The sequence below is a fragment of the Kitasatospora atroaurantiaca genome (genome assembly GCF_007828955.1).
Lineage (GTDB): Bacteria > Actinomycetota > Actinomycetes > Streptomycetales > Streptomycetaceae > Kitasatospora > Kitasatospora atroaurantiaca.
Window position 1 is genome coordinate 1,668,827 of record NZ_VIVR01000001.1, and the last position, 22,117, is coordinate 1,690,943.

At 72.1% G+C, this 22,117-nt stretch carries 22 protein-coding genes; 6 read left to right on the plus strand and 16 right to left on the minus strand.

Annotated features, from left to right (window positions below):
- The 8 genes from hisF to hisD all read right to left on the minus strand — a co-directional run bounded on the left by hisF (position 1) and on the right by hisD (position 5,821).
- The gene (gene hisF, locus FB465_RS07480) at positions 1-771 is read right to left on the minus strand and encodes an imidazole glycerol phosphate synthase subunit HisF (protein ID WP_145788760.1); all 771 of its coding nucleotides are present in this window, start codon (positions 769-771) and stop codon (positions 1-3) included.
- On the minus strand, positions 768-1,199 hold the full coding sequence (locus FB465_RS07485) for a RidA family protein (RefSeq protein WP_145788762.1): 432 nt from the start codon (positions 1,197-1,199) through the stop codon (positions 768-770). Before FB465_RS07485 ends, hisF begins: the two co-directional genes overlap by 4 nt.
- The gene (gene priA, locus FB465_RS07490) at positions 1,196-1,918 is read right to left on the minus strand and encodes a bifunctional 1-(5-phosphoribosyl)-5-((5-phosphoribosylamino)methylideneamino)imidazole-4-carboxamide isomerase/phosphoribosylanthranilate isomerase PriA (RefSeq protein ID WP_145788764.1); all 723 of its coding nucleotides are present in this window, start codon (positions 1,916-1,918) and stop codon (positions 1,196-1,198) included. The genes FB465_RS07485 and priA overlap by 4 nt, the downstream gene beginning before the upstream one ends.
- Before the next feature lie 95 nt (positions 1,919-2,013).
- Entirely contained in the window at positions 2,014-2,649 is a 636-nt protein-coding gene (hisH, locus tag FB465_RS07495) for an imidazole glycerol phosphate synthase subunit HisH (RefSeq protein WP_145788767.1), read from the minus strand.
- A gap of 20 nt (positions 2,650-2,669) precedes the next feature.
- Positions 2,670-2,822 carry a hypothetical protein gene (locus FB465_RS35640; RefSeq protein WP_170290518.1) on the minus strand — a complete coding sequence of 51 codons (153 nt, stop codon included), beginning with the start codon at positions 2,820-2,822 and terminating at the stop codon, positions 2,670-2,672.
- A complete protein-coding gene (hisB, locus tag FB465_RS07500; RefSeq protein ID WP_145788770.1) occupies positions 2,819-3,412 on the minus strand; it encodes an imidazoleglycerol-phosphate dehydratase HisB in 594 nt (197 codons plus the stop codon). The genes FB465_RS35640 and hisB overlap by 4 nt, the downstream gene beginning before the upstream one ends.
- A gap of 7 nt (positions 3,413-3,419) precedes the next feature.
- Positions 3,420-4,517 carry a histidinol-phosphate transaminase gene (locus tag FB465_RS07505; protein WP_145788773.1) on the minus strand — a complete coding sequence of 366 codons (1,098 nt, stop codon included), beginning with the start codon at positions 4,515-4,517 and terminating at the stop codon, positions 3,420-3,422.
- Positions 4,514-5,821, minus strand: coding sequence for a histidinol dehydrogenase (hisD, locus tag FB465_RS07510; RefSeq protein ID WP_145788776.1), 1,308 nt, complete (start codon positions 5,819-5,821; stop codon positions 4,514-4,516). Before hisD ends, FB465_RS07505 begins: the two co-directional genes overlap by 4 nt.
- Positions 5,822-5,916: 95 nt before the next feature.
- Between hisD and FB465_RS07515 the strand changes: the two genes are divergently transcribed.
- The 3 genes from FB465_RS07515 (at position 5,917) to ybaK (ending at position 8,799) form a co-directional block, all read left to right on the plus strand.
- Positions 5,917-7,497, plus strand: coding sequence for an oxidoreductase (locus FB465_RS07515; protein WP_211785737.1), 1,581 nt, complete (start codon positions 5,917-5,919; stop codon positions 7,495-7,497).
- Positions 7,498-7,570: 73 nt separating this feature from the next.
- Positions 7,571-8,299: an LON peptidase substrate-binding domain-containing protein gene (locus FB465_RS07520; RefSeq protein WP_145788780.1), complete on the plus strand. Its 729-nt coding sequence runs from the start codon at positions 7,571-7,573 to the stop codon at positions 8,297-8,299.
- An 11-nt stretch (positions 8,300-8,310) separates the two neighbouring features.
- Entirely contained in the window at positions 8,311-8,799 is a 489-nt protein-coding gene (ybaK, locus tag FB465_RS07525; protein ID WP_145788781.1) for a Cys-tRNA(Pro) deacylase, read from the plus strand.
- Between the two features lie 258 nt (positions 8,800-9,057).
- Here the strand turns inward: ybaK and FB465_RS07530 are convergent, their stop codons facing one another.
- The 4 genes from FB465_RS07530 to FB465_RS07545 all read right to left on the minus strand — a co-directional run bounded on the left by FB465_RS07530 (position 9,058) and on the right by FB465_RS07545 (position 12,858).
- Positions 9,058-9,753: a hypothetical protein gene (locus FB465_RS07530; protein ID WP_145788784.1), complete on the minus strand. Its 696-nt coding sequence runs from the start codon at positions 9,751-9,753 to the stop codon at positions 9,058-9,060.
- A 46-nt stretch (positions 9,754-9,799) separates the two neighbouring features.
- A complete protein-coding gene (locus tag FB465_RS07535; protein ID WP_145788787.1) occupies positions 9,800-10,594 on the minus strand; it encodes an ABC transporter permease in 795 nt (264 codons plus the stop codon).
- Positions 10,591-11,535, minus strand: a complete 945-nt coding sequence (locus FB465_RS07540) for an ABC transporter ATP-binding protein (RefSeq protein ID WP_145797196.1) — start codon at positions 11,533-11,535, stop codon at positions 10,591-10,593. The genes FB465_RS07535 and FB465_RS07540 overlap by 4 nt, the downstream gene beginning before the upstream one ends.
- Positions 11,536-11,691: 156 nt before the next feature.
- Positions 11,692-12,858: an NYN domain-containing protein gene (locus FB465_RS07545; protein ID WP_145788788.1), complete on the minus strand. Its 1,167-nt coding sequence runs from the start codon at positions 12,856-12,858 to the stop codon at positions 11,692-11,694.
- Between the two features lie 193 nt (positions 12,859-13,051).
- On the opposite strand from FB465_RS07545, the gene FB465_RS07550 reads away from it, so the two are divergent.
- Positions 13,052-13,813 carry a hypothetical protein gene (locus FB465_RS07550; RefSeq protein ID WP_145788791.1) on the plus strand — a complete coding sequence of 254 codons (762 nt, stop codon included), beginning with the start codon at positions 13,052-13,054 and terminating at the stop codon, positions 13,811-13,813.
- Between the two features lie 108 nt (positions 13,814-13,921).
- Here the strand turns inward: FB465_RS07550 and FB465_RS07555 are convergent, their stop codons facing one another.
- Together FB465_RS07555 and FB465_RS07560 are read right to left on the minus strand one after the other, a co-directional pair.
- Positions 13,922-14,947, minus strand: coding sequence for an aspartate-semialdehyde dehydrogenase (locus FB465_RS07555; RefSeq protein ID WP_145788793.1), 1,026 nt, complete (start codon positions 14,945-14,947; stop codon positions 13,922-13,924).
- Positions 14,948-15,005: 58 nt separating this feature from the next.
- The gene (locus FB465_RS07560; RefSeq protein ID WP_145788795.1) at positions 15,006-15,884 is read right to left on the minus strand and encodes a dihydrodipicolinate synthase family protein; all 879 of its coding nucleotides are present in this window, start codon (positions 15,882-15,884) and stop codon (positions 15,006-15,008) included.
- A 72-nt stretch (positions 15,885-15,956) separates the two neighbouring features.
- Between FB465_RS07560 and FB465_RS07565 the strand changes: the two genes are divergently transcribed.
- A complete protein-coding gene (locus FB465_RS07565; RefSeq protein WP_145788797.1) occupies positions 15,957-16,859 on the plus strand; it encodes a LysR family transcriptional regulator in 903 nt (300 codons plus the stop codon).
- 180 nt (positions 16,860-17,039) lie between these two features.
- The gene (locus FB465_RS07570; protein ID WP_246192561.1) at positions 17,040-17,492 is read left to right on the plus strand and encodes a type II toxin-antitoxin system PemK/MazF family toxin; all 453 of its coding nucleotides are present in this window, start codon (positions 17,040-17,042) and stop codon (positions 17,490-17,492) included.
- 51 nt (positions 17,493-17,543) lie between these two features.
- On the opposite strand, the gene dnaE is transcribed toward FB465_RS07570, so the two are convergent.
- Both dnaE and FB465_RS07580 read right to left on the minus strand, forming a co-directional pair.
- Positions 17,544-21,077, minus strand: coding sequence for a DNA polymerase III subunit alpha (dnaE, locus tag FB465_RS07575; protein WP_145788798.1), 3,534 nt, complete (start codon positions 21,075-21,077; stop codon positions 17,544-17,546).
- A gap of 148 nt (positions 21,078-21,225) precedes the next feature.
- Positions 21,226-22,110: an N-acetylglucosamine kinase gene (locus FB465_RS07580; RefSeq protein ID WP_246192562.1), complete on the minus strand. Its 885-nt coding sequence runs from the start codon at positions 22,108-22,110 to the stop codon at positions 21,226-21,228.
- Positions 22,111-22,117: the final 7 nt, after the last annotated feature.

Genomic DNA, 22,117 nt, shown 5'->3' on the forward strand with positions numbered 1-22,117 from the left:
CTAGCGGACGGGGTGCCCCGCCTCGCGCAGGGCCTCCTTGACCTGGCCGATGCGCAGGTCGCCGAAGTGGAAGACGGAAGCCGCCAGCACCGCGTCGGCGCCGGCCTCCACGGCCGGGGCGAAGTCGGCGAGCTTGCCGGCGCCACCGGAGGCGATGACCGGGATGGAGACGGCCTTGCGGACGGCGCGGATCATCTCCAGGTCGTAGCCGTCCTTGGTGCCGTCGGCGTCCATCGAGTTGAGCAGGATCTCGCCCGCACCCAACTCGGCCGCGCGCCCTGCCCATTCGACGGCGTCGAGCCCGGTGCCCTGGCGGCCGCCGTGGGTGGTGACCTCGTAGCCGGACGCGGTCTCGGTGCCGGGCGGGCAGCGGCGGGCGTCGACGGAGAGGACCAGCACCTGCCGGCCGAAGCGCTGGGCGATCTCGCGGATCAGCTCGGGGCGGGCGATGGCGGCGGTGTTGACGCCGATCTTGTCCGCGCCGGCCCGCAGCAGCTTGTTGACGTCCTCGACGGTGCGGATGCCGCCGCCGACGGTGAGCGGGATGAAGACCTGCTCGGCGGTGCGGCGGACCACGTCATAGGTGGTCTCGCGGTCACCCGAGGAGGCGGTGATGTCGAGGAAGGTCAACTCGTCGGCGCCCTCGGCGTCGTAGAGCTTGGCCATCTCGACCGGGTCACCGGCGTCACGCAGGTTCTGGAAGTTGACGCCCTTGACGACTCGGCCCGCGTCGACGTCCAGACAGGGGATGACTCGTACTGCGAGGGTCATGGTGCGTTGCCTTCCAGGGAGTTCGCGAGCCCGGCGCGGTAGGCGTCGAGTTCGATCTCGACCATCATCCGGGAGTCGATCAGGCCTTCCACCACGACCATGGTGGAGACCGGACGGGCCGCGTCGAAGAGCTTCTTGTGTGCCCGGCCCACCTCGTCGGCGTCCCGGACGTGGGTGATGTACATCCGGGTGCGGATCACGTCGTCCGCCGTCAGACCGTACGCGGCAAGGGCCTTGAGGCCGACGCCGAAGGCCGCCAGCGTCTGGTTGTACGGGTCGCCCTCGTGCTCGATCTTCCCGTCCACCCACGCCGTGGAGCCGGCCACATGGACGTGGTCCCCCGCGGCCACCGCCCGTGCGAAGCCGAAGTCGTCCTCCCAGGGGGAGAATCCGGCGACCCTGCCGCGTACGATCTGACGATCTGTCATGACACGGCCTCCAGGGCCTCTTCGAGGGTGAACTTCTGCTCGTAGAGTGCCTTGCCCACGATGGAGCCCTCGACACCTTCGGGCACGAGGGTGGCGATGGCCCGCAGGTCGTCGAGGGAGGAGACGCCGCCGGAGGCGACGACGGGCTTGTCGGTGGCGGCGCAGACGTCGCGCAGCAGCTGGAGGTTGGGGCCGGTGAGGGTGCCGTCGCGGTTCACGTCGGTGACGACGTAACGGGCGCAGCCCTCGGAGTCCAGGCGGGCGAGGACCTCGTAGAGGTCGCCGCCGTCGCGGGTCCAGCCGCGGCCGCGCAGGGTGGTGCCGACCACGTCCAGGCCGACGGCGATCTTGTCGCCGTGCTCGGCGATGACCTTGGCGACCCACTCGGGGGTCTCCAGGGCCGCCGTGCCGAGGTTGACCCGGGTGCAGCCGGTGGCGAGGGCGGCGGCGAGCGACTCGTCGTCGCGGATGCCGCCGGAGAGCTCGACCTTGATGTCCAGGCGGCCGGTGACCTCGCGGAGCAGCTCGCGGTTGGAGCCGGTGCCGAAGGCGGCGTCCAGGTCGACCAGGTGCAGCCACTCGGCGCCGGCGTTCTGCCAGGCCAGCGCGGCGGCGAGCGGCTCGCCGAAGGAGGTCTCGGTGCCGGAGGCGCCCTTGACCAGGCGGACGGCCTGGCCGTCCCGGACGTCGACGGCGGGGAGGAGTTCGAGGCGGCTCATACCCCCACCCTCGCTTCGCTCGGTGGTGGCTTCGCCAGGCACAGCTCCCACGATTCGCTCACTTCGTTCGCTCATGGAGTACGGCTCTCCAGGTATCAGAGGGTGTTGACCCAGTTGGTCAGCAGGGCGGCGCCGGCGTCGCCGGACTTCTCGGGGTGGAACTGGGTGGCCCAGAGCGGGCCGTTCTCCACGGCGGCGACGAACGGGTGCCCGTGGGTGGCCCAGGTGACCAGCGGCGCGTGGATCTTCTCGTTGGTCACCTCGAGCTCCCAGCGGCGCACGCCGTAGGAGTGGACGAAGTAGAAGCGCGCGTCGTCGGGGAGCCCGGCGAACAGACGGCTCCCCTCCGGCGCGTCGACGGTGTTCCAGCCCATGTGCGGGACGATCGGCGCGTCCAGCGGCTCGACCGTGCCGGGCCACTCGTCGCAGCCGGCGGTCTCGACGCCGTGCTCGACGCCGCGCTCGAAGAGGATCTGCATCCCGACGCAGATGCCCAGCACCGGGCGGCCGCCGGCCAGCCGACGGCCGATGATCATGTCGCCGCGCACCGCCTTCAGGCCGCGCATGCACGCCTCGAAGGCGCCGACCCCGGGGACGAGCAGGCCGTCCGCGTCGAGCGCGGCCTGGAAGTCGGAGGTCACGGTGACGTTCGCGCCGGTGCGCTCGACGGCGCGCTGGGCGGAGCGGAGGTTGCCCGACCCGTAGTCCAGGACTACGACGTTCTTGGCCATGGGTATTCGAGTTCCAGTCTCTAGAGGCGCATGATGCCGGAGGACAGGCACAGCACCGCACCGATCGCGAGTACCGCGATCAGGCTCTTCGACTGCTTCTGCTTCCAGAACGAGTACACGCCGCCGGACAGGAAGAGCCCGGCAATGATCAGCAGTGTCGCGGACTTGCTCACAGTGCACCCTTGGTCGAGGGGAGGATGCCCGCCGCGCGCGGGTCGCGCTCGGAGGCGTAGCGCAGAGCACGCGCGAGGGCCTTGAACTGGCACTCGACGATGTGGTGCGCGTTGCGACCGTACGGTACGTGCACGTGCAGCGCGATGGCGGCCTGGGCGACGAAGGACTCCAGGATGTGCCGGGTCATCGTGGTGTCGTACGAGCCGATCATGGGGGCCATGTTCTCGGGCTCGGTGTGCACCAGGTAGGGGCGGCCGGAGAGGTCCACGGTGACCTGGGCGAGCGACTCGTCCAGCGGCACGGTGCAGTTGCCGAAGCGGTAGATGCCGACCTTGTCGCCGAGCGCCTGCTTGAAGGCGGCGCCGAGGGCGAGGGCGGTGTCCTCGATGGTGTGGTGGGTGTCGATGTGCAGGTCGCCGTCGGTCTTCACGGTGAGGTCGAAGAGACCGTGGCGGCCCAGCTGGTCGAGCATGTGGTCGTAGAACCCGACGCCCGTGGAGATGTCGGTCTTGCCGGTGCCGTCGAGGTCGATCTCGACGAGGACCGAGGTCTCCTTGGTGGTGCGCTCAACGCGGCCGATACGGGACATAGCGGGTCTACAGCTCCTTGATGGCGGTACGGACGGCGTCGAGGAAGGCGTCGTTCTCGGCCGGGGTGCCGGCCGTGACGCGCAGCCATCCGGGGACACCGTTGTCGCGGACCAGGACGCCCTGGTCGAGGATGGCCTGCCAGACGGCGTGGGTGTCCTCGAAGCGGCCGAACTGGACGAAGTTGGCGTCCGAGTCGGTGACTTCGAGCCCGAGGCCGCGCAGCGAGTCGACCAGCCGGTCCCGCTCGGCCTTGAGCCGCTCGACGTAGCCGAGCAGGGTGTCGGTGTGCTCCAGGCAGGCCAGCGCCGTCGCCTGGGTGACGGCCGACAGGTGGTACGGCAGGCGGACCAGCTGCACGGCGTCGACCACGGCGGGGTCGGCGGCCAGGTAGCCGAGGCGCAGCCCGGCGGCGCCGAAGGCCTTGGACATGGTGCGGGTGATCACCAGGTTCGGCCGGCCCTCGAGCATGGGCAGCAGCGAGGCGCGGTGCGAGAACTCGACGTACGCCTCGTCGACGATGACCAGCGAGGGCCGGGCCGCCTGCGCGGCCTCGTACAGCGCCAGCACGGTGTCGGCGCCGACGGCGGTGCCGGTCGGGTTGTTGGGCGAGCAGATGAAGACCACGTTCGGGCGGTGCTCCGCCAGCGCGGCCAGCGCCGCGTCGAGGTCGATGGTGAAGTCCTCGTTGCGCGGCCCCGAGATCCAGGCGGTGCCGGTGCCACGGGAGATGAGCGCGTGCATCGAGTACGAGGGCTCGAAGCCGAGCGCGCTGCGGCCGGGCCCGCCGAAGGTCTGCAGCAGCTGCTGGAGCACCTCGTTGGACCCGTTCGCCGCCCAGACCTGCTGCCGGGCGACGGCGAAGCCGGTGGTCCGGGTCAGGTACGCCGCCAGGCCCTCGCGCAGCTCGACCGCGTCCCGGTCGGGGTAGCGGTTGAGGTTGCGGGCCGCCTCGGCGACGCGCTCGGCGATCCGGGCGACCAGCGGCTCGGGCAGCTGGTACGGGTTCTCGTTGGTGTTCAGCTGGACGGGGACGTCCAACTGCGGTGCACCGTAAGGGGACTGGCCGCGCAGCTCGTCGCGGATGGGGAGGTCGTCGATCTTCATGCGCCGGGTACCGTCCACTCGAAGCGGGCGCGGATGGCGTCACCGTGGCCGGGCAGGTCCTCGGCGTTGGCGAGGTTGACCACGTGCGCGGCGACGTCGGCGAGGGCCTCGCGCGAGTAGTCGACGACGTGGATGCCGCGGAGGAAGGACTGCACCGACAGGCCGGACGAGTGGCAGGCGCAACCGCCGGTCGGCAGCACGTGGTTGGAGCCGGCCGCGTAGTCGCCGAGCGAGACCGGAGCGTACGGGCCGATGAAGATGGCGCCCGCGTTGCGCACCCGGGCGGCCACGGCACGCGCGTCCCGGGTCTGGATCTCCAGGTGCTCGGCCGCGTAGGCGTTGACGACCGCGAGGCCCTGCTCGATGTCGGAGACCAGGACGATGCCGGACTGCTTGCCGCTGAGCGCCTCGGTGACGCGCTCGCGGTGCTTGGTGTTCGCGACCTGCTCGGCCAGCTCCACCTCGACCGCGTCGGCGAGCTCGGGCGAGTCGGTGACCAGGACGGAGGCGGCCATCGGGTCGTGCTCGGCCTGGCTGATCAGGTCGGCCGCGACGTCGCGCGCCGAGGCGCTGTCGTCCGCGAGGACGGCGATCTCGGTCGGCCCGGCCTCGGCGTCGATGCCGATCCGGCCCTTGAGCAGGCGCTTGGCGGCGGCCACGTAGATGTTGCCCGGGCCGGTCACCAGGTTGACCGGGGCGCACTCCTCGGTGCCGTACGCGAACATCGCGATCGCCTGGGCACCACCGGCGGCGTACACCTCCGTGACGCCGAGCAGGCCGCAGGCGGCCAGGATCGTCGGGTGGACGGACCCGCCGAACTCCTTCTGCGGCGGGGAGGACACCGCGATGCCCGCCACGCCGGCCTCCTGGGCCGGGACGACGTTCATCACCACGGAGGACGGGTAGACGGCCAGGCCGCCCGGCACGTACAGGCCGACCCGGTCGACCGGCACCCAGCGCTCGGAGACCGTGCCGCCCGGCACCACCTGGGTGGTGTGGTCGGTGCGGCGCTGCTCGCGGTGAACGAGCCGGGCGCGGCGGATCGACTCCTCCAGCGCGGCGCGCACCTTCGGGTCGAGGGTCTCCAGGGCGGCGGTGATCCGCTCCTCGGGGACCCGCGTACTCGTCAGCGTGACGCCGTCGAAGCGTTCGGTGATCTCGATCAGCGCCGCGACACCGCGATGGCGTACGTCCTCGCAGATCGGCCGCACCTTCTCCAGGGCGGTTTCCACGTCGAACTCGGCACGGGGCAGCACGTCGCGCGGGTCGGAGGTCGAGCCGCGCAGGTCGATTCGAGAGATCACAGAGCCCAGTGTAGGGAGTGGCCGGAATCAACAGCCGCGCATTTCAGTCCGTGATACGAAAGGCGAGACAGTTACGGATCTTGGGGGAGGAACGGGTGGAGCAGGCGCCCGCGGACTGGACGGCGACCGAGCGGGGGCTCTGGGAGGCTTTTCGGGAGGGCCGCTACTACGACCTGCGCACGGGTGACGACGCCGTGGACGACGTCGTCGCCGGCCCCGACTGGCCCGCCGAGCGGACGATTCGCGCCGAGGTGCTGGCCACGCTGCTGCTCAACGGCCCCGGCCCGGCGCCCGCCAGGGTGACGAGCCTCAAGCTCACCGGCGCGTACATCGCGGGCTCGCTCAGGCTGGCCGGCGCCACCATCACGCAGTACGTCGAGCTGACCGACTGCCGGTTCGAGAAGAAGGTGCTGATCTCCGAGGCGCGGGCCCAGACCCTGCGGCTGATCCGCTGCCTGATACCCCGGATCGAGGCGTCCCGGCTGGCCACCGAGGGTGATCTGCATCTGGCCCGCTGCGTCGTCCCGCACGGTATCCGGCTCACCGACGCCAAGATCGGCACCGATCTGCTGCTCAACCAGGCCACCATCGGCGGCGACCAGTACGGTCGCGCGCTGGCCGCCGACGGGATCACCATCCACCAGGATCTGGAGGCCGAGCGCATCCACGTCTTCGGCGAGATCAGCCTGCGCACCAGCCGGATCGGCGGGCGGTTCTCGCTGCGCGGCGCCCAGCTGCGCGCCGCCGGGCCCGACCGCTACTGCCTCAACATGGCCCACATCAGCGTCGGCAACACGCTCTACCTGGGCGGCTCCCTCGACGGCGGCTGGACCGACTCGCGGACCATCTACGGCGACGGCTACGGCGCCGCGCCGGTCCTGGCCGAGACCCCGAGCACGCCGTTCCGGGCCTACGGCGGGGTCCGGATGGTCGACGGCAAGTTCGAGAACGCCTGCCTGATCACCCACGCCGAGTTCCACCTCTCCCCCCTCCAGGAACTCTCGCTCCGCCGCGTCCAGACCCCCGAACTCCGCTTCACCTGCCACAAGCCGCCGGGCGGCAAGGTCTCGCTCTCCCGCGCCAAGGTGGGCAATCTGGTCGACGCCCCGCACAGCTGGCCCAGGGACGGCCATGTCGGGCTCACCGGTTTCACGTACGAATCGCTCCGGCCCGAGCGGCCCTTCACGGTGCAGGAGCGGATCGCCTGGCTGGAGGACGCGCTCGGCGAGTACCAGCCGGAGCCGTACGAGCAGCTGGCGGCGGCGCTGCGCCGGGACGGACGGGACGAGGACGCCCGCGAGGTCCAGCACGCCAAGCAGCGACGGCGGCGCTCGACCCTGCCGCTGCCCGGGCGGCTCTGGGGACTGCTCCAGGACGTGACGGTCGGCTACGGCTACCGGCCGGGGCGGGCGGCGCTCTGGCTGGTGCTGGCCTGGGCGCTGGGCACCGCGTACTTCAGCGGGCACGAGCCGGAGCCCCTGAAGGCCGACGAGAAACCGCACTGGAACCCGGTGCTGTACGCGCTCGGCAAGGTGCTGCCGGTGGTCAATCTCGGCCAGGACGGCTGGAACCCGGACCGGACCGGGCAGTACGTGGCCGCCGCGCTGGTGGTCTCGGGCTGGGTGCTGGCGACCACGGTGGTCGCGGGCGCGACAAGGATGCTGCAGCGCGGCTGACGGTGCCCGGCTTCGGTGCCCGGCCGAAATACCTCGGAGCGCGGTGGGCCTCCGGACAACTACGCTGTGCGCCGTGACTGAACGGCTCCCGCTCTTCCCCCTCAACACGGTCCTCTACCCGGGCCTTGTGCTGCCCCTGCACGTCTTCGAGGAGCGCTACCGGCGGCTGGTCGCCGACCTGCTGACGCAGCCGGAGGACCAGCCGCGCCGTTTCGGTGTACTGGCGATCAAGGACGGCCGGGAGGTCGCACCGGTCCGCGAGAACCACGGCCCGGCGGGCCCGCTGGACGGCCTCGGCACGGTGACGGGTGACCCGTTGGAGGCGCTGTACCACGTCGGCTGCGTCGCCGACGTGGCCTCCGCCCAGGAGCAGCCCGACGGCCAGTACGAGCTGCTGGTCACCGGCACCACCCGGTTCCGGCTGCGCTCGGTGGACGTCGACGGACCGTACCTGGTCGGCGAGATCGAGCCGATGGACGAGGAGCCCGGCGAGGGCGCGGGCGCGCTGGCGGCCGGGGTCGAGCGGGCGTTCCGGGCCTACCAGAAGCGGCTGGCGGGCGCCCGCGAGGCCAGCCTGGCCGGCGAGCAGGACCTGCCGACCGACCCGCAGGTGCTCTCGTACCTGGTCGCGGCGGCCTCGGTGCTCCCCTCCCCCGTCAAGCAGGAGCTGCTGGCCTGCGCGGACACCGCGCAGCGGCTGACCACCGAGCTGGAACTGCTGCGCCGCGAGACGGCCCTGCTCGCCTGGCTGCCCTCGCTGCCGGCGGCGGACCTGACCCGCCAGGCGTTCAGCCCGAACTGAGGACCACGGACATGGCGAAGAAGAGGGGCGGGCAGGGCACGCCCGCGACGGTGGCGCTGGAGGCCGCCGGGGTGCCCTTCACCGTGCACGCGTACGAGCACGACCCGGCGGCCGCCTCCTACGGCGGCGAGGCGGCCGAGGTCCTCGGGATTCCGGCGGCCCGGGTGTTCAAGACGCTGGTGGCCGAGGTCGACGGGACGCTGATGGTCGGCGTGGTGCCGGTCTCCGGGCAGCTGGACCTCAAGGCGCTCGCCGCGGCGGTCGGCGGAAAGCGGGCGGCGATGGCCGAGCCGGCGGCCGCGGAGCGCAGCAGCGGCTACGTCCTGGGCGGGATCTCGCCGCTCGGTCAGCGGCGGGCGCTGCGGACGGTGCTGGACTCCAGCGCGCTGGACCACCCCACGGTGTACGTCTCCGCCGGTCGCCGCGGCCTGGAGGTCGAACTGGCACCCGCCGACCTCATCACGCTCACCAACGCGCGGACGGCCCCCATCGGCCGCTGACAGATCGGGCGAGCCATCTGGGCGCGGGGGACCCTGTCAGGTCGGGCGAGCCATTCAGGGGCGCGGGGAACTGCGCGAAACGGAAGGCGCCTGCGGTCAGCCGGGCCCGGCGGGCACGTTGCACCTCGTGCCCTACCGGTGAGGCGGTGCCACTTAGGCCCGGCGGGCAGGTGCGGCTCCCGGTCTGCCGTTTCGCGCAGTTCCCCGCGCCCCTGATGAACCCCGTGCTCCTGGTGAGCCCCGCGTGCCTGATGGACGCTAGGCCGGTGGGGTGGGGGCGTCGCCGTCCTGCTGCTTCGGGGAGGAGCCGGGGGTCGGGTCCGACCACTGGGGGCCTGCCCAGTAGGGCGGGGGGTCCTGTTCCCGCTTGCCGAAGGCCGCCGACAGGGCGAGCAGCAGCACCATCGCCGTCATCGGCCACACCAGCAGCGCGCCCCGCGCCCCGAGCTCGATGGCCGCACTGAACTCCACGCCCTGCCCGGCATGCTTGGCGTTCGCGATCACGTCCGTACCGGGCCCCAGCCGCATCCCGACCTGCCAGGCGACCAGCGAACCCGCCAGCCCGCCCACGGCCAGCCCGACCGCCACCGCGACACCGCCGCCCCTGCCGCGGCTCAGCAGGAAGGCGACCAGCGCGGTGAGCACCCCGGCCCCCAGCCCGAGCAGCGCGAAGACACTGTCCGCACCCGCCCGCTGCTCGCCCTCGGGGTCCACGTACCGGATGGCGTCGCTGGTCGCGACGAGCATCACCCGGGGGGCCAGCCAGAGCCAGAGCAGGCCGACGACCACGCCGAGCAGGACGCAGGCCACCGTCGTCAGGACCGCGATCCGCAGCTCCGGCAGGAGCGGCCTGCGCTCCCGCGCGAGCGGCTGGAGGTCGGGGCCCACGGCGTAGGGGTTCGCGTCGGGCGTCGGCTCGGCGCCAGGACCCGCAGGTGTGTTCGGTACGGTCACGGGGCCCATCGTTTCACGACTCGCCGGTGAGAGATGGATCAGGACCTCAGCGAGTGGTCGCCCGGCGGTAGGCCCAGGTCGCCAGGGCCAGCGAGACGAGGCCGACGGCCGCGCAGACCGAGAGGTCGCCGGCGACGGCCGTCCAGTCGGGGCTCGCCGTGAAGGTCCGGGCGAACGCCTCGACCCCGTACGTGGAGGGCAGCAGGTCGCGCAGCCATCGCACGGCCTCCGGCAGGTGCCCGACCGGCAGGACGCCCAGCAGCAGCGCCGCCGACATGCCGAGCTGGCCGAGCAGGGTGGCGATCTCCTGGCGCGGGGCCAGCAGCCCGCAGGCCGCGCCGAGCCCGGCCAGCGCGGCGCCCGCCAGGGGGACGACCGCCAGCAGCACCCACAGGTGCGCCCACGGCAGGCCGAACATCCACGCGCCCACACCCGCCGTGAGCAGGGCGCCGGGCACCGTGAACGAGGCGTACGCACCGGCCGCCCCCAGCACCACGGCGGCGGGCGGGACGGGCAGTGTCGCGTAGAAGTCCAGGCCGCCGGTGGCGCGGAGCCGGCCGAAGTACTGGGCGAGCAGGTTGAGTGCCACGAAGGCGACCACCAGCACGCTGGACCCGGCGACCACGGAGTGGGCGGCCGGGTTGTCGCCCGGGTCGACCACGCCGCGCATCATCACCAGGATGCCGAGCGACTGGAAGGTCGCGACGAAGAGCAGCGGGATGCGGGCCACCCTGGCCCTGGCCAGCTGCGCCCGGTAGACGGCGGCCAGCGAGGGCAGCAGGCGGGCGGCGGGGGCGAGCGGGGCGGCCGTCGCGGCCACGGGGGCGTCGAGGAGGGTCACTTCGCCAGTCCTCCGTGCCGGCCGCCGAGCTTGAGGTACGCGTCCTCCAGGCTGGGGGTGGCCAGGGTGAAGTCGTCCAGGGCCGCGAAGGCCGGCCCGGTGGTGACGGCGGCGACCAGTTCGCGGGCCTGTTCGGGGGTGGTGCGGACGGTCCAGCGGCGGCCGGTGCGCTCGGCCCGCTCGGCGAGCCGGGCGACGGCGGGGACCTCGACGGGGGCCTCGGTGCGCCAGACCAGGTCGAGCCGGACGTCGCCGTCGACCAGGGCCTTCAGCCCGCCCGGGGTGTCGCAGGCGATCACCCGGCCCTCGTCCAGCACGGCGACCCGGTCCAGGACGGTCTCCGCCTCGATGACGTTGTGGGTGACCAGCAGGACGGTCGTGCCGCGCTCCGCCCGGCGGCGGTCGACGGCCGACCAGACGGCGCGGCGGGCCACCGGGTCCATGCCGGTGGTCGGCTCGTCCAGGACCAGCAGCGGACGCTCCCCGACCAGGGCCGCGGCGAAGCAGGCGAGGCGGCGCTGGCCGCCGGAGAGCTTGCCGACCGGGCGGCCGGCGAGCGGTTCCAGGCCGAGCTCGGCGAGCACCTCGGCGGAGGCGGCTCGGGCCTGCGCCCGGCTCAGGCCTCGCAGCCGTCCGGTGGTCTCGGCCGCCATGGCCACGGTCAGCTCGTCCAACGCGGTGGACTCCTGCCCGAGGTACGCGAGCAGCCGGGAGGCGCGCTCGGGGTGGCGGACGATGTCGTGGCCGAGGATCTCGATGCTGCCGTGGTCCGGCCGCAGCAGGCCGGTGAGCTGGCGGACCAGGGTGGACTTGCCGGCGCCGTTGGGGCCGAGCAGGCCGAAGACCTCGCCGCGCCGGATGTCCAGGCCGATGCCGTCGTTGGCCCGGATCCGGGCCGTCCCGCTGCTCTGGGCCGTCCCGCTGCGGTAGCTCTTGGCCAGGCCTCGTACGGTGCAGCACTGACCGGCGTGGTGGCCGGGACCGCCGAGGTCGCCAGGCGGCGCGGCCTGTGGTTCCCGCCGGTCGGTGTCGCTCACGGTCGAAGACTCTACGCGCTGGCGGAGCAGAACCGGACAAGGGGGCGGGAAGCGCCCCTTCTACACCGTCCGGTCCTCCGCCACCACCAGTTCGCCGCCCGGCACCCGCGTCCCGAGCTCCTTCCAGAAGCCGGCCCTGATCGCGTACCGGTCGTGCTCGTCGATCTGGTCGTCCTTGTGCGCCAGCAGGCCGAAGCGGGCCGCGTAGCGCAGCAGCTCGCCGTCGAGGCGGTGCGGGATGCGCGGGTAGTCGCCCCAGAGGGCGGTGAGCCGCTCGACGGGCCCGAGGCGGTCCAGCCAGCGGCGGGCGAAGACCTGCCCGACCTCGTGGGCGTCGCCGCCGATGGAGGTGATGTCCTCCTCGCGGTCGGCCCAGCGCTGCTCGGCGGTGGTGAGCTGGGCGAGCGTCGGCAGGCCGTCGCCCGCCGTGGTGGTCTCGCTGCCCGGTTTCTCCACCCAGCCTCGCTCGGAGGACCAGCGCAGGACCAGCGAGGCGGGCGCGGGTGCGGCGGTCCGTACGGCGAGGTCCTTGGGCGTCGGGACGACCTTCAGGGCGGCGACCGGGCGGGCCTGGGCGGCCGGCTCGGCGGGGGCCACCGGGCCGGCGGGGGCGGGCGGGGCGGCGAGGATCTTGGCGATCTCGTGGCGCGGCCCGGGCGTCGGGAAGGTGGCAGGCAGCTCGCGCGGCCGGACCCACTGCTCGATCCACTCGCGGTCCAGCACCCGGCGCTCGTCGGCCTCGCCGACCAGGTCCTCGGACTGGTTGAAGTCCCCGTCGGCGGCCTGCAGCGCCCACAGGTGGACGACCACGCCGTGCTCCTTGGCGGACATCATGCCGGGCAGCAGGTCACCGTCGCCGGTGACCAGCACCACATCGGCGCAGGCCCGGTTGCGGGCCAGCTCGGTGAGTTCGGCATGCATCGCGGCGTCCACGCCCTTCTGCACCCAGCGGCCCTCGGCACGGGTGAGCGCGCCCAGCCGCACGGTGACCCGGGGCAGCACCCGCAGGCGGCGGTGCTCGGGCAGCGGGCGGCGCTCGGGGGCGGCGTCGAACCAGTAGATCCGCAGCAGCGGCAGCCCCGTCTCGGCCTCGGCCCGTTCACGCAGCGCGGCGATCAGCGCGGTGTGATCCACCGTCACCCGCGAGCGCGAGGGCTCCCCGGCGAGCAGGCTGGCGGCGGCGCCCAGCAGGTATCCGGCGTCCACGAGGACAACGCAGCGGTCCACTTCCGCACCTCTTCTCCCGGTCGGCTCGGCCGTCGAGGGGCGCCGGGCTGCCGGACGGCAACGCCGGCGCGTGCGCCGAGCCCCGGTCCGCACGACCGTTGGGCACTCCTTTACCCCCCGATCGGGCGGCGAACCGTCCTGCCGGATCATGCTTGGTACGGTGCCCTCAGGGCTGCGGCGATACTGAGGGATCATGCGTAAGAGTTCTGTGGTGCTGTGCGCGGTGGCCGCCGTGGCGGCGGGAGGCGTGCTGCTGGTACCCACCATCGCCACGGACAGCTCGCGCGGTGACACCGCGGTGACCTCGGTCACCGTCAACGACGGCCGCTCGATCCTGCTCGGCCCGGCCGGCCCGGTGACCTTCCCGGTGGTGGTGACCGCCACCGACGACTCGGGGATCAGGTCGGTCGACCCGATCGGCGTCTGGGGCCCGACGTACGGGGTGCTCAAGGCGGGCCCGATGCGCTGCACGGCGGTGTCCGCGCAGAAGTCGGTGTGCCGGGGCACGGTGACGGTCGATCCGTCGAAGAAGCAGATCTTCAACGACGAGGCCGGCACCTGGTTCGTCGACCTCAAGGTGCAGGCCAACGACGGCGACCGCTTCGTCGGCCCGACGGCGGGCGGCTTCTCGCTCAAGCGGGCGGCCCGACTGGCCGGCTCCGGGGTCCCCCAGCAGGCGGGTGCCGGGCAGGAGTTGAAGATCCAGGGCTGGCTGGCCCGGTCGTTCTGGAGCGACAACAGGTACCACGGCTACCAGGACGGCGTGGCCTACCTGCAGTTCCGCCCGCGCGGCAGCCACCTCTGGACCACCGTGGCCACCGCCACCTCGGACGCCTCCGGCACCGTCACCGCCGAGGTCAGGGCCACCGGCTCCGGCGACTACCAGTGGTACTCCCCCGGCGACAAGTGGACCGGCGACGCCGCCTCCCAGGAGCTCCCGGTCACCGTCTCCTGAGCCGCTGTCACCGCGTACACGGCTTGCTGATCGAACGACGACGGCCCTGCCCCCGGCATTCGCCGAGTCGGGGCAGGGCCGTCGCGGTGTCAGCTCGGCTCAGTCAGCTCAGCTCAGCTCTGCGGCGACCAGCTCGGCGATCTGGACGGCGTTGAGAGCAGCGCCCTTGCGGAGGTTGTCGTTGGAGAGGAAGAGCGCCAGACCGTTCTCGACCGTCTCGTCCACGCGGATCCGGCCGACGTACGAGGCGTCCTTGCCGGCCGCCTGCAGCGGGGTCGGGATCTCCGAGAGCTCGACCCCGGGGGCGTCCGCGAGCAGCTCGTACGCGCGCTCCACGCTGATCGGGCGCTCGAAGCGGGCGTTGACCTGCAGCGAGTGGCCGGAGAAGACCGGGACGCGCACGCATGTGCCGGAGACCTTGAGCTCGGGGATGCCCAGGATCTTGCGGGACTCGTGGCGGAGCTTCTGCTCCTCGTCGGTCTCGAAGGAGCCGTCCTCGACGATCGCGCCGGCCAGCGGCACCACGTTGAAGGCGATCGGGCGCTTGTACACGCCGGGCTCCGGGAACTCGACGGCCTCACCGTCGAAGGTGAGCCGGTCGGCGGACTCGACGACCTTCTGGGCCTGGCTGTGCAGCTCGGCGACACCGGCCAGACCGCTGCCGGAGACCGCCTGGTAGGTGGTGGCGATCAGCGCCGTCAGCCCGGCCTCGTCGTGCAGCGGCCGGAGCACCGGCATGGCGGCCATGGTGGTGCAGTTCGGGTTGGCGATGATGCCCTTGGGGCGGTCGGCGATCGCCTGCGGGTTCACCTCGGAGACCACCAGCGGCACCTCGGGGTCACGACGCCAGGCGGAGGAGTTGTCGATCACCACCGCGCCCGCTGCCGCCACCTTCGGCGCCAGGGCCTTGGAGGTCGAACCGCCGGCCGAGAAGATCACGATGTCCAGACCGCTGTAGTCGGCCGTGGTCGCGTCCTCGACGGTGATCTCGGTGCCCTGCCAGGGCAGCGTCCGCCCCGCCGAGCGGGCCGAGGCGAACAGGCGCAGCTGCGTCACGGGGAACTCGCGCTCCGCCAGAATGTTGCGGACCACGCCGCCGACCTGACCGGTGGCTCCTACGATGCCGATCCTCATCCGACTTCTCCTCCAGTGTTGTACTCGATCACGGCCCGCACGTGCCCATCATGCCTTCTCAGCAGGCCAGGGCGGCGAGGCGTTCCAAAGCGTGGTCGACGGACGCCCGGCCCGCGGGCAGCAGCGGCAGCCGTACCGCCGGGCTGGGGATCCGGCCCTGGGCGTGCAGGACGCCCTTGATCACGGTCGGATTGGGCTCGGCGAAGGCCGCTCCGGCCATGGCCGCGAGCCGGTGGCCGAGGGCGCGCGCGTGCTCCGCGTCCCCCTTGCCCCAGGCCTCCGCCAGCTCGACGAACCGTCCGGTGGCCAGGTGCGCCGCCGCCAGGATGCCCCCCGCCGCCCCCAGGGCCAGCAGCGGCGAGAGGTACAGGTCGTCACCGGCCAGCACCGCGAAGCCCGGCGGTACGTCGCCGAGCAGCTCCATGGCGGCCTGGTCGACCCCGCCCACGGCGAGCTTGACGCCCGCCACCCCGGGCAGGCCGCCGAGCCGGCGCAGCGCCGCCGCGCTCAGCGTCTGCCCGGTGCGGTAGGGGATGTGGTAGACGATCAGCGGCACCGGGCTGCGCTCCGCGAGGTACGCGAAGTGGGCCAGCACCCCCTCCTCGCCCGGGCGGCTGAACGCGGGGACGGCCACCAGCGCGGCATCCGCTCCTGCGAGCTTGGCCAGGGCCTCCGCGCTGCGCCGGGTGTCACTGCTCCCGGCACCCACGATCAGCGTGGCCCCGCGCTCGCGGCAGACCCGGGCGCACAGCTCGACGACCGTACGCCGCTCCGCGTCGTCCAGGGTGGCCGCCTCGGCGGTCGTACCGAGGGCCACCAACCCTGCGGCTCCCTCGTCGAGCACCTCGTGGGCCAGCCGCTCCAGGGCCCCGGCGGCGAGTTCCCCGCCGTCCGTGAACGGTGTCACCAGCGGCACATAGATCCCGTGCAAGTCCATGGCATCGAGCCTGACGGCCGCACCCTTTGCAGGTCCAGTTCATATTTCCGACGGTTCTCGTAAGGTGTGCTTATGCTCGATGTCCGACGCCTGCGCCTGCTGCGCGAACTGGCCCACCGCGGCACGATCGCCGCCGTCGCCGGCTCGCTGTCCTTCAGCCCGTCCGCCGTCTCCCAGCAGCTCTCGGTACTGGAGCGGGAGGCCGGGGTGCCGCTGCTGGAACGCACCGGTCGCCGGGTCGCGCTGACGCCCGCCGGGCAAGGACTGGTCCGCCACGCCGAGGCCGTCCTGGACCGGCTCGAGCAGGCCACCGCCGAACTGGCGGGCGCCCGCCAGGGCTTGGCCGGCCCGCTGCGGATCGGCACCTTCCCGTCCGCCGCGCGAGCGGTCATCCCGGCCGCGCTCACCACCCTGCTCCGCGAGCATCCCGGGCTGGAACCGATGGTCTCCGAACTCGACTCGGCCGCCGTGGCCGACGCGCTGCGGGCGGGCGAGCTGGACATCGCGCTGGTCCACGACCACGACTTCGCGCCGGGCCCCGAGGAGCCGGGAGTGGAGACCCGGCCGCTGTTCACCGAGGCGATGTACCTGGCCTCCGCCACCCCCGGAGGCCCGGCGGGCACCGACACCGCCGTCCTCGGCCACTGGCGCGAGGCGCCGTGGATCGTCGCCACCCCCAGGACGCTCTGCCACGCGATGGCCGTCGGCGCCTGCCAGGCCGCCGGTTTCATTCCCCGGATCCGCCACCGGATCGACGACTTCGCCACCATGCTGGCCCTGGTCGCCGCCGGCCAGGGCGTCGCCCTGGTCCCCCAGCTCGGCACGGTGGACCTGCCTGGCGGCGTGCTGCTGACGAAGCTGTCGATGTGCCGCCGGACGGCCGTCGCCTTCCGCAGCGGAGCCGGCGCCCACCCGGCCGTCTCGGCCTTCACTGCCGCCCTGAGCGCCGCGCTCCCAACGGAGTTGGCCCTTTAGTGTGAGGCAGGGGTAACCCCCTAGGGGCGCGGGGAACTGCGCGAAACCGGAAGGCGACGACCTGTGCCCTACCGTTGCGCGCAGTTCCCCGCGCCCCTGGGGTACTCAAATCCTGTTCGGTGACCTACTGGCGGAGCCCGGACCTTGATCTGCGTGCCACCTGGTCACTAGGTTGTCCGCGTGGCCGAGTTGATCAATCAGGACCAGAACGCACGGGGCCGTAGCGGCCCCACCGCGACCGTCGAGGTCGAGCCCTACGACATGGGGCACGTCCGGACCGCGTACGCGCCCAACCATGACGGGGACCCGGACCCGGGCGAGATCGTCTGGACGTGGGTGCCCTACGAGGAGCGGGACGGGCGCGGCAAGGACCGGCCGGTGCTGGTGGTCGCCCGTGAGGCCGAGGGGACGGTGCTCGCCATCATGCTCTCCAGCAAGGGCCACGACCACGACCGTGACTGGGTGCCGATCGGCGCGGGCCCGTGGGACCGCACCGGGCGCGACTCCTGGGTGGCACTGGACCGCGTGATGCGCGTGCACGACGAGGGCATGCGCCGTGAGGCCTGCGCACTGGACCGGGCGCGCTTCAACCTGGTCGTCGACAACCTGAAGCTCCGCTACCGCTGGAGCTGAGAACCGCGGCTCGGCCCCGGCAGTCCTGAGACCGCCGGGGCCGGGCCGTGTTCAGCTCGCCAGGCAGCTCGGGCCGAGCAGCTGCTTGAGGTCGCCGAAGAGGGCCGGGTCGGACTTGACCCGGTGCCGGTCGAGGCGGAGCACCGTGGTCCGGCGGGCGCCCTCGAGGCGCAGCCGTACCTCGGTGTTGCCCTTGTGGTGGGTGAGCACCTCGCCGAGGCGGGCGACCAGCGGCGGAGTGATCTTCCCGCTGGGGATCGAGATGACGATCGGCGCGTCGGCGTGCGAGTTGGAGAGGTCCGGTACGGACAGCTCCATGCCCATCAGCCGGGGCACGTCCTCCCGCTTGTCGAGCTTGCCGCGGACGAACACCACGGCGTCCTCGACGAGTTGGGAGGAGACCAGCTGGTAGCTGGCGGGGAAGAACATGCAGTCGATGGAGCCCGCCAGGTCCTCGACGGTGGCGATGGCCCAGGCGTTGCCCTGCTTGGTCATCTTCCGCTGGAGACCCGAGATGATGCCGCCGATCTGCAGGATGGAGCCGTCGGGGCGCTCGGCCAGGTCGGCGATGGCGCAGTCGGCCTTGTCGGCGAGGACGTGCTCGATGCCGTGCAGCGGGTGCGAGGAGACGTAGAGACCGAGCATCTCGCGCTCCTGGGTGAGCAGGAAGGACTTGTCCCACTCGTCCTCGGCGAAGACCACGTCGAGGCCGAAGCTCGGCTCGTCGGAGACGGCGTCGCCTCCGAAGAGGTCGAACTGGCCCTCGGCCTCCTTGCGCTTGACGCCCACCACGTTGTCGATCATCGGCTCGAACTGCGCCGTGAGCCCCTTGCGGGTGTGCCCGAGCGAGTCGAACGCGCCCGCCTTGATGAGGGATTCGACCGTCCGCTTGTTGCAGACCACCGACTCGACCTTGTCCAGGAAGTCCGGGAAGGAGCTGTACTTCCCCTTCGACTTCCGGGTGCGGATCATCGACTCCACCACCGGGCCGCCCACGTTGCGGACGGCGGTGAGGCCGAACCGCACCGTGTCGTCACCGTGTGCCGTGAAGTCGGCGTCCGACTCGTTGACGTCCGGCGGCAGCACCTGAATGCCCATCTTGCGGCACTCGTTGAGGTAGACGGCCGACTTGTCCTTGTCGTCCTTGACCGAGCTGAGCAGCGCCGACATGTACTCGGCCGGGTAGTTGGCCTTGAGGTACGCGGTCCAGTACGAGACCAACCCGTACCCGGCGGTGTGCGCTTTGTTGAACGCGTAGCCGGAGAAGGGGACCAGGACGTCCCAGACCGCCTGGATCGCCGCGTCCGAGTAGCCGCGCTCGCGGCAGCCCTTCTGGAAGGGGATGAACTCGGCGTCGAGGATCTCCTTCTTCTTCTTGCCCATCGCCCGGCGCAGCAGGTCGGCCTGGCCGAGCGAGTAGCCGGCCAGGATCTGCGCCGCCTTCTGCACCTGCTCCTGATACACGATCAGGCCGTAGGTGGGCTCGAGGATCTCCTTGAGCGGAGCCTCCAGCTCGGGGTGGATCGGGGTGATCTCCTGCTGGCCGTTCTTGCGCAGCGCGTAGTTGGTGTGCGAGTTGACGCCCATCGGGCCCGGTCGGTACAGCGCGAGAACGGCGGAGATGTCCTCGAAGTTGTCCGGCTTCATCAGCCGCAGCAGCGAGCGCATCGGCCCGCCGTCGAGCTGGAAGACGCCGAGCGTGTCGCCGCGCGAGAGCAGGTCGTACGTCGTGCGGTCGGTGAGTTCGAGATCGAGCAGCTCGATCCTGATGCCCTTGTTCTTCTCGATCGCCTTGACCGCGTCGGCCATGATCGTGAGGTTCCGCAGGCCGAGGAAGTCCATCTTGAGAAGGCCGAGGCCCTCGCAGGTGGGGTAGTCGAACTGGGTGATGGTCACACCGTCGGTGTGCCGGGTCCAGACCGGGATGTGGTCGGTCAGCGGCTCGGCGGACATGATGACACCGGCCGCGTGCACACCGGGCTGGCGGATCAGGCCCTCGATGCCGCGCGCGGTGTCGATGACCTTCTTGACGTCCGGGTCGTTCTCGTAGAGCCCGCGGATCTCGCCCGCCTCGCCGTAGCGGGGGTGCGAGGAGTCGGTGATGCCGGAGAGCGGGATGCCCTTGCCCATCACGTCCGGCGGCATCGCCTTGGTGATCCGGTCGCCCATCGCGTACGGGTAGCCGAGGACGCGCGAGGTGTCCTTGATGGCGGCCTTGGCCTTGATGGTGCCGTACGTGACGATCATGGCGACCTTGTCGGCGCCCCACTTGTCGGTCACGTAGCGGATCACGTCGGCGCGTCCGCGTTCGTCGAAGTCGACGTCGATGTCGGGCATCGAGACGCGCTCGGGGTTGAGGAAGCGCTCGAAGATCAGGCCGTGCGGGATGGGGTCGAGGTCGGTGATGCCCATCGCGTACGCGACGAGGGAGCCGGCCGCCGAACCACGGCCGGGGCCGACCGCGATGCCGTTCTTCTTCGCCCACATGATGAAGTCGGCGACGACCAGGAAGTACGCGGGGAATCCCATCTGGCAGATGGTGTTCATCTCGTACTCGGCCTGCCGGCGGTGCTCCTCGTCGTAGCCGCCGGGGAAGCGCCAGTCCATGCCCTTCCACACCTCGGCGCGGAAGAAGTCGTCCTCGGTCTCGAAGCCCTCCGGGACCGGGAAGCGCGGCATCAGGTTCTTGAACTCGAACATGCCGCTCGGGTCGACCCGCTCGGCGATCAGCAGCTGGCTGTTGCGGCAGCCCTCCTGCCAGGTGTCCGAGGAGTCCACGGCGTACATCTCGGCGGCGGACTTGATGTAGTAGCCGCTGCCGTCGAACCGGAAGCGGTCCGGGTCGGAGAGGTTCTTGCCGGTCTGGACGCAGAGCAGGAGGTCGTGCGAGGTCGCGTCGGCCTCGGTGGTGTAGTGCGAGTCGTTGGTGACGACCGGCGGGATGCCGAGCTTCTTCCCGATCTCGATCAGGCCGTCGCGCACCCTGCGCTCGATGTCGAGGCCGTGGTCCATCAGCTCCAGGAAGTAGTTCTCCCTGCCGAAGATGTCCTGGTACTCGGCGGCCGACTTCAGTGCCTCGTCGAACTGGCCCAGGCGCAGCCGGGTCTGCAGCTCACCGGAGGGGCAGCCGGTGGAGGCCATCAGGCCGGCCGCGTGCTCGGCGATGATCTCCTTGTCCATCCGGGGCCACTTGACCAGCCAGCCCTCCGCGTAGGAGCGGGAGGAGAGGCGGAAGAGGTTGTGCAGGCCCTCCTTGTTCCGGGCCCAGATGGTCTTGTGGGTGTACGCGCCGGAGGCGGAGACGTCGTCCTTCTTCTGGTGCGGCTGGCCCCAGAGGATGCGCTTGGTGTTGTGCCGGGCCTCGGGCGCGACGTATGCCTCGATGCCGATCACCGGGGTGATCCCGGCCTCCTTGGCCTGCCGGTGGAACTCCGCCGCGCCGTACATGTTCCCGTGGTCGGTCATCGCGACATGGGTCATGCCGAGGCGGTCGACCTCCTTGAACATCTGCTTCAGCCGGGCGGCACCGTCCAGCATCGAGTACTCGGTGTGGACGTGCAGGTGCGCGTACGGCTGGTCGCTCAAGGCGGGGCCTCCGGGGGCTCGGTGCTGTCTGCTTGGCGGCGAACGCGCAGGTCACGGTGGGTGCTCCGGATACCTGAAACACGTAAGGCCCGAACCACTTCCAGGGCCCGGACCACGCTCTTCACGCTCGCACCAGGAGTCTAATCCTTCACGGCCGACCCGGATTCTCGGACACGGAGCCGGCGGCGATCCGGGCCGCCGCGAGCGGGATGTCCCCGGCCGGACGCGCCCCCGGCAGCGCTGCTTCGAGGCCCCGGCGTACCGGCCCCGGCGTGAGCGCGACCGACCCCGCGAACACCACGGCCCCCTTCGACGCCCCGGCCTCCTTCGACGCCGCGGCCTCCCGCACGAGCGCCGCCAGGTGCCCGACCGCGCGATCGACGATCTCCCCCGCCGCCGGGTCCCCGGCCTCGGCGTGGCCGCTCACCAGCGGCGCGAGCGTGGCGAGCCGCTTCGGCTCCGCGTACACGGCTCGCAGGATGTCCGCCCCCAGTTCGGCGCGCACAGCCTCCGCCAGGCCCCCGGTGCCCTTGAGCGCGTGCCGCGCCGCCTCGCGCCCCAGCCAGAACCCCGAGCCCTCGTCCCCCAGCAGCCAGCCGTGACCGCCGGCCGTCGCCGCGACCCTCCCGTCCTCGATCCGGCAGGCGACGGCTCCCGTACCGGCGATCAGGACCACCCCGCTCGACTCCTCGGTGCCCGCCGCGAACGCCACCTCGGCGTCGTGGCAGAGCGTCACCGGAACCGCGAGCCCGGCCGCCGCCCGGCACCGCTCGGCGAAGCCGCTGGTCTCCTCCCCCAGGGTGCGGTACCCGGCCAGGCCGATCACGCAGGCCGCGACGCGCGCGGGGTCGCGCCCGGCGAGGACCTCGCGGACGACGGAGCCGATCCGTGCCGCCGCCTCGGCGGGCCCGTGCAGGTGCGGGTTGCCGCCCTCGGCGCGGTACCGGCCGAGCTCGTGCCCGGCCAGGTCGGTCAGCACGGCACGGGTGCTGGTACCGCCCACGTCCAGCCCGAGGACCAGCTCAGCCGACACGGCACTC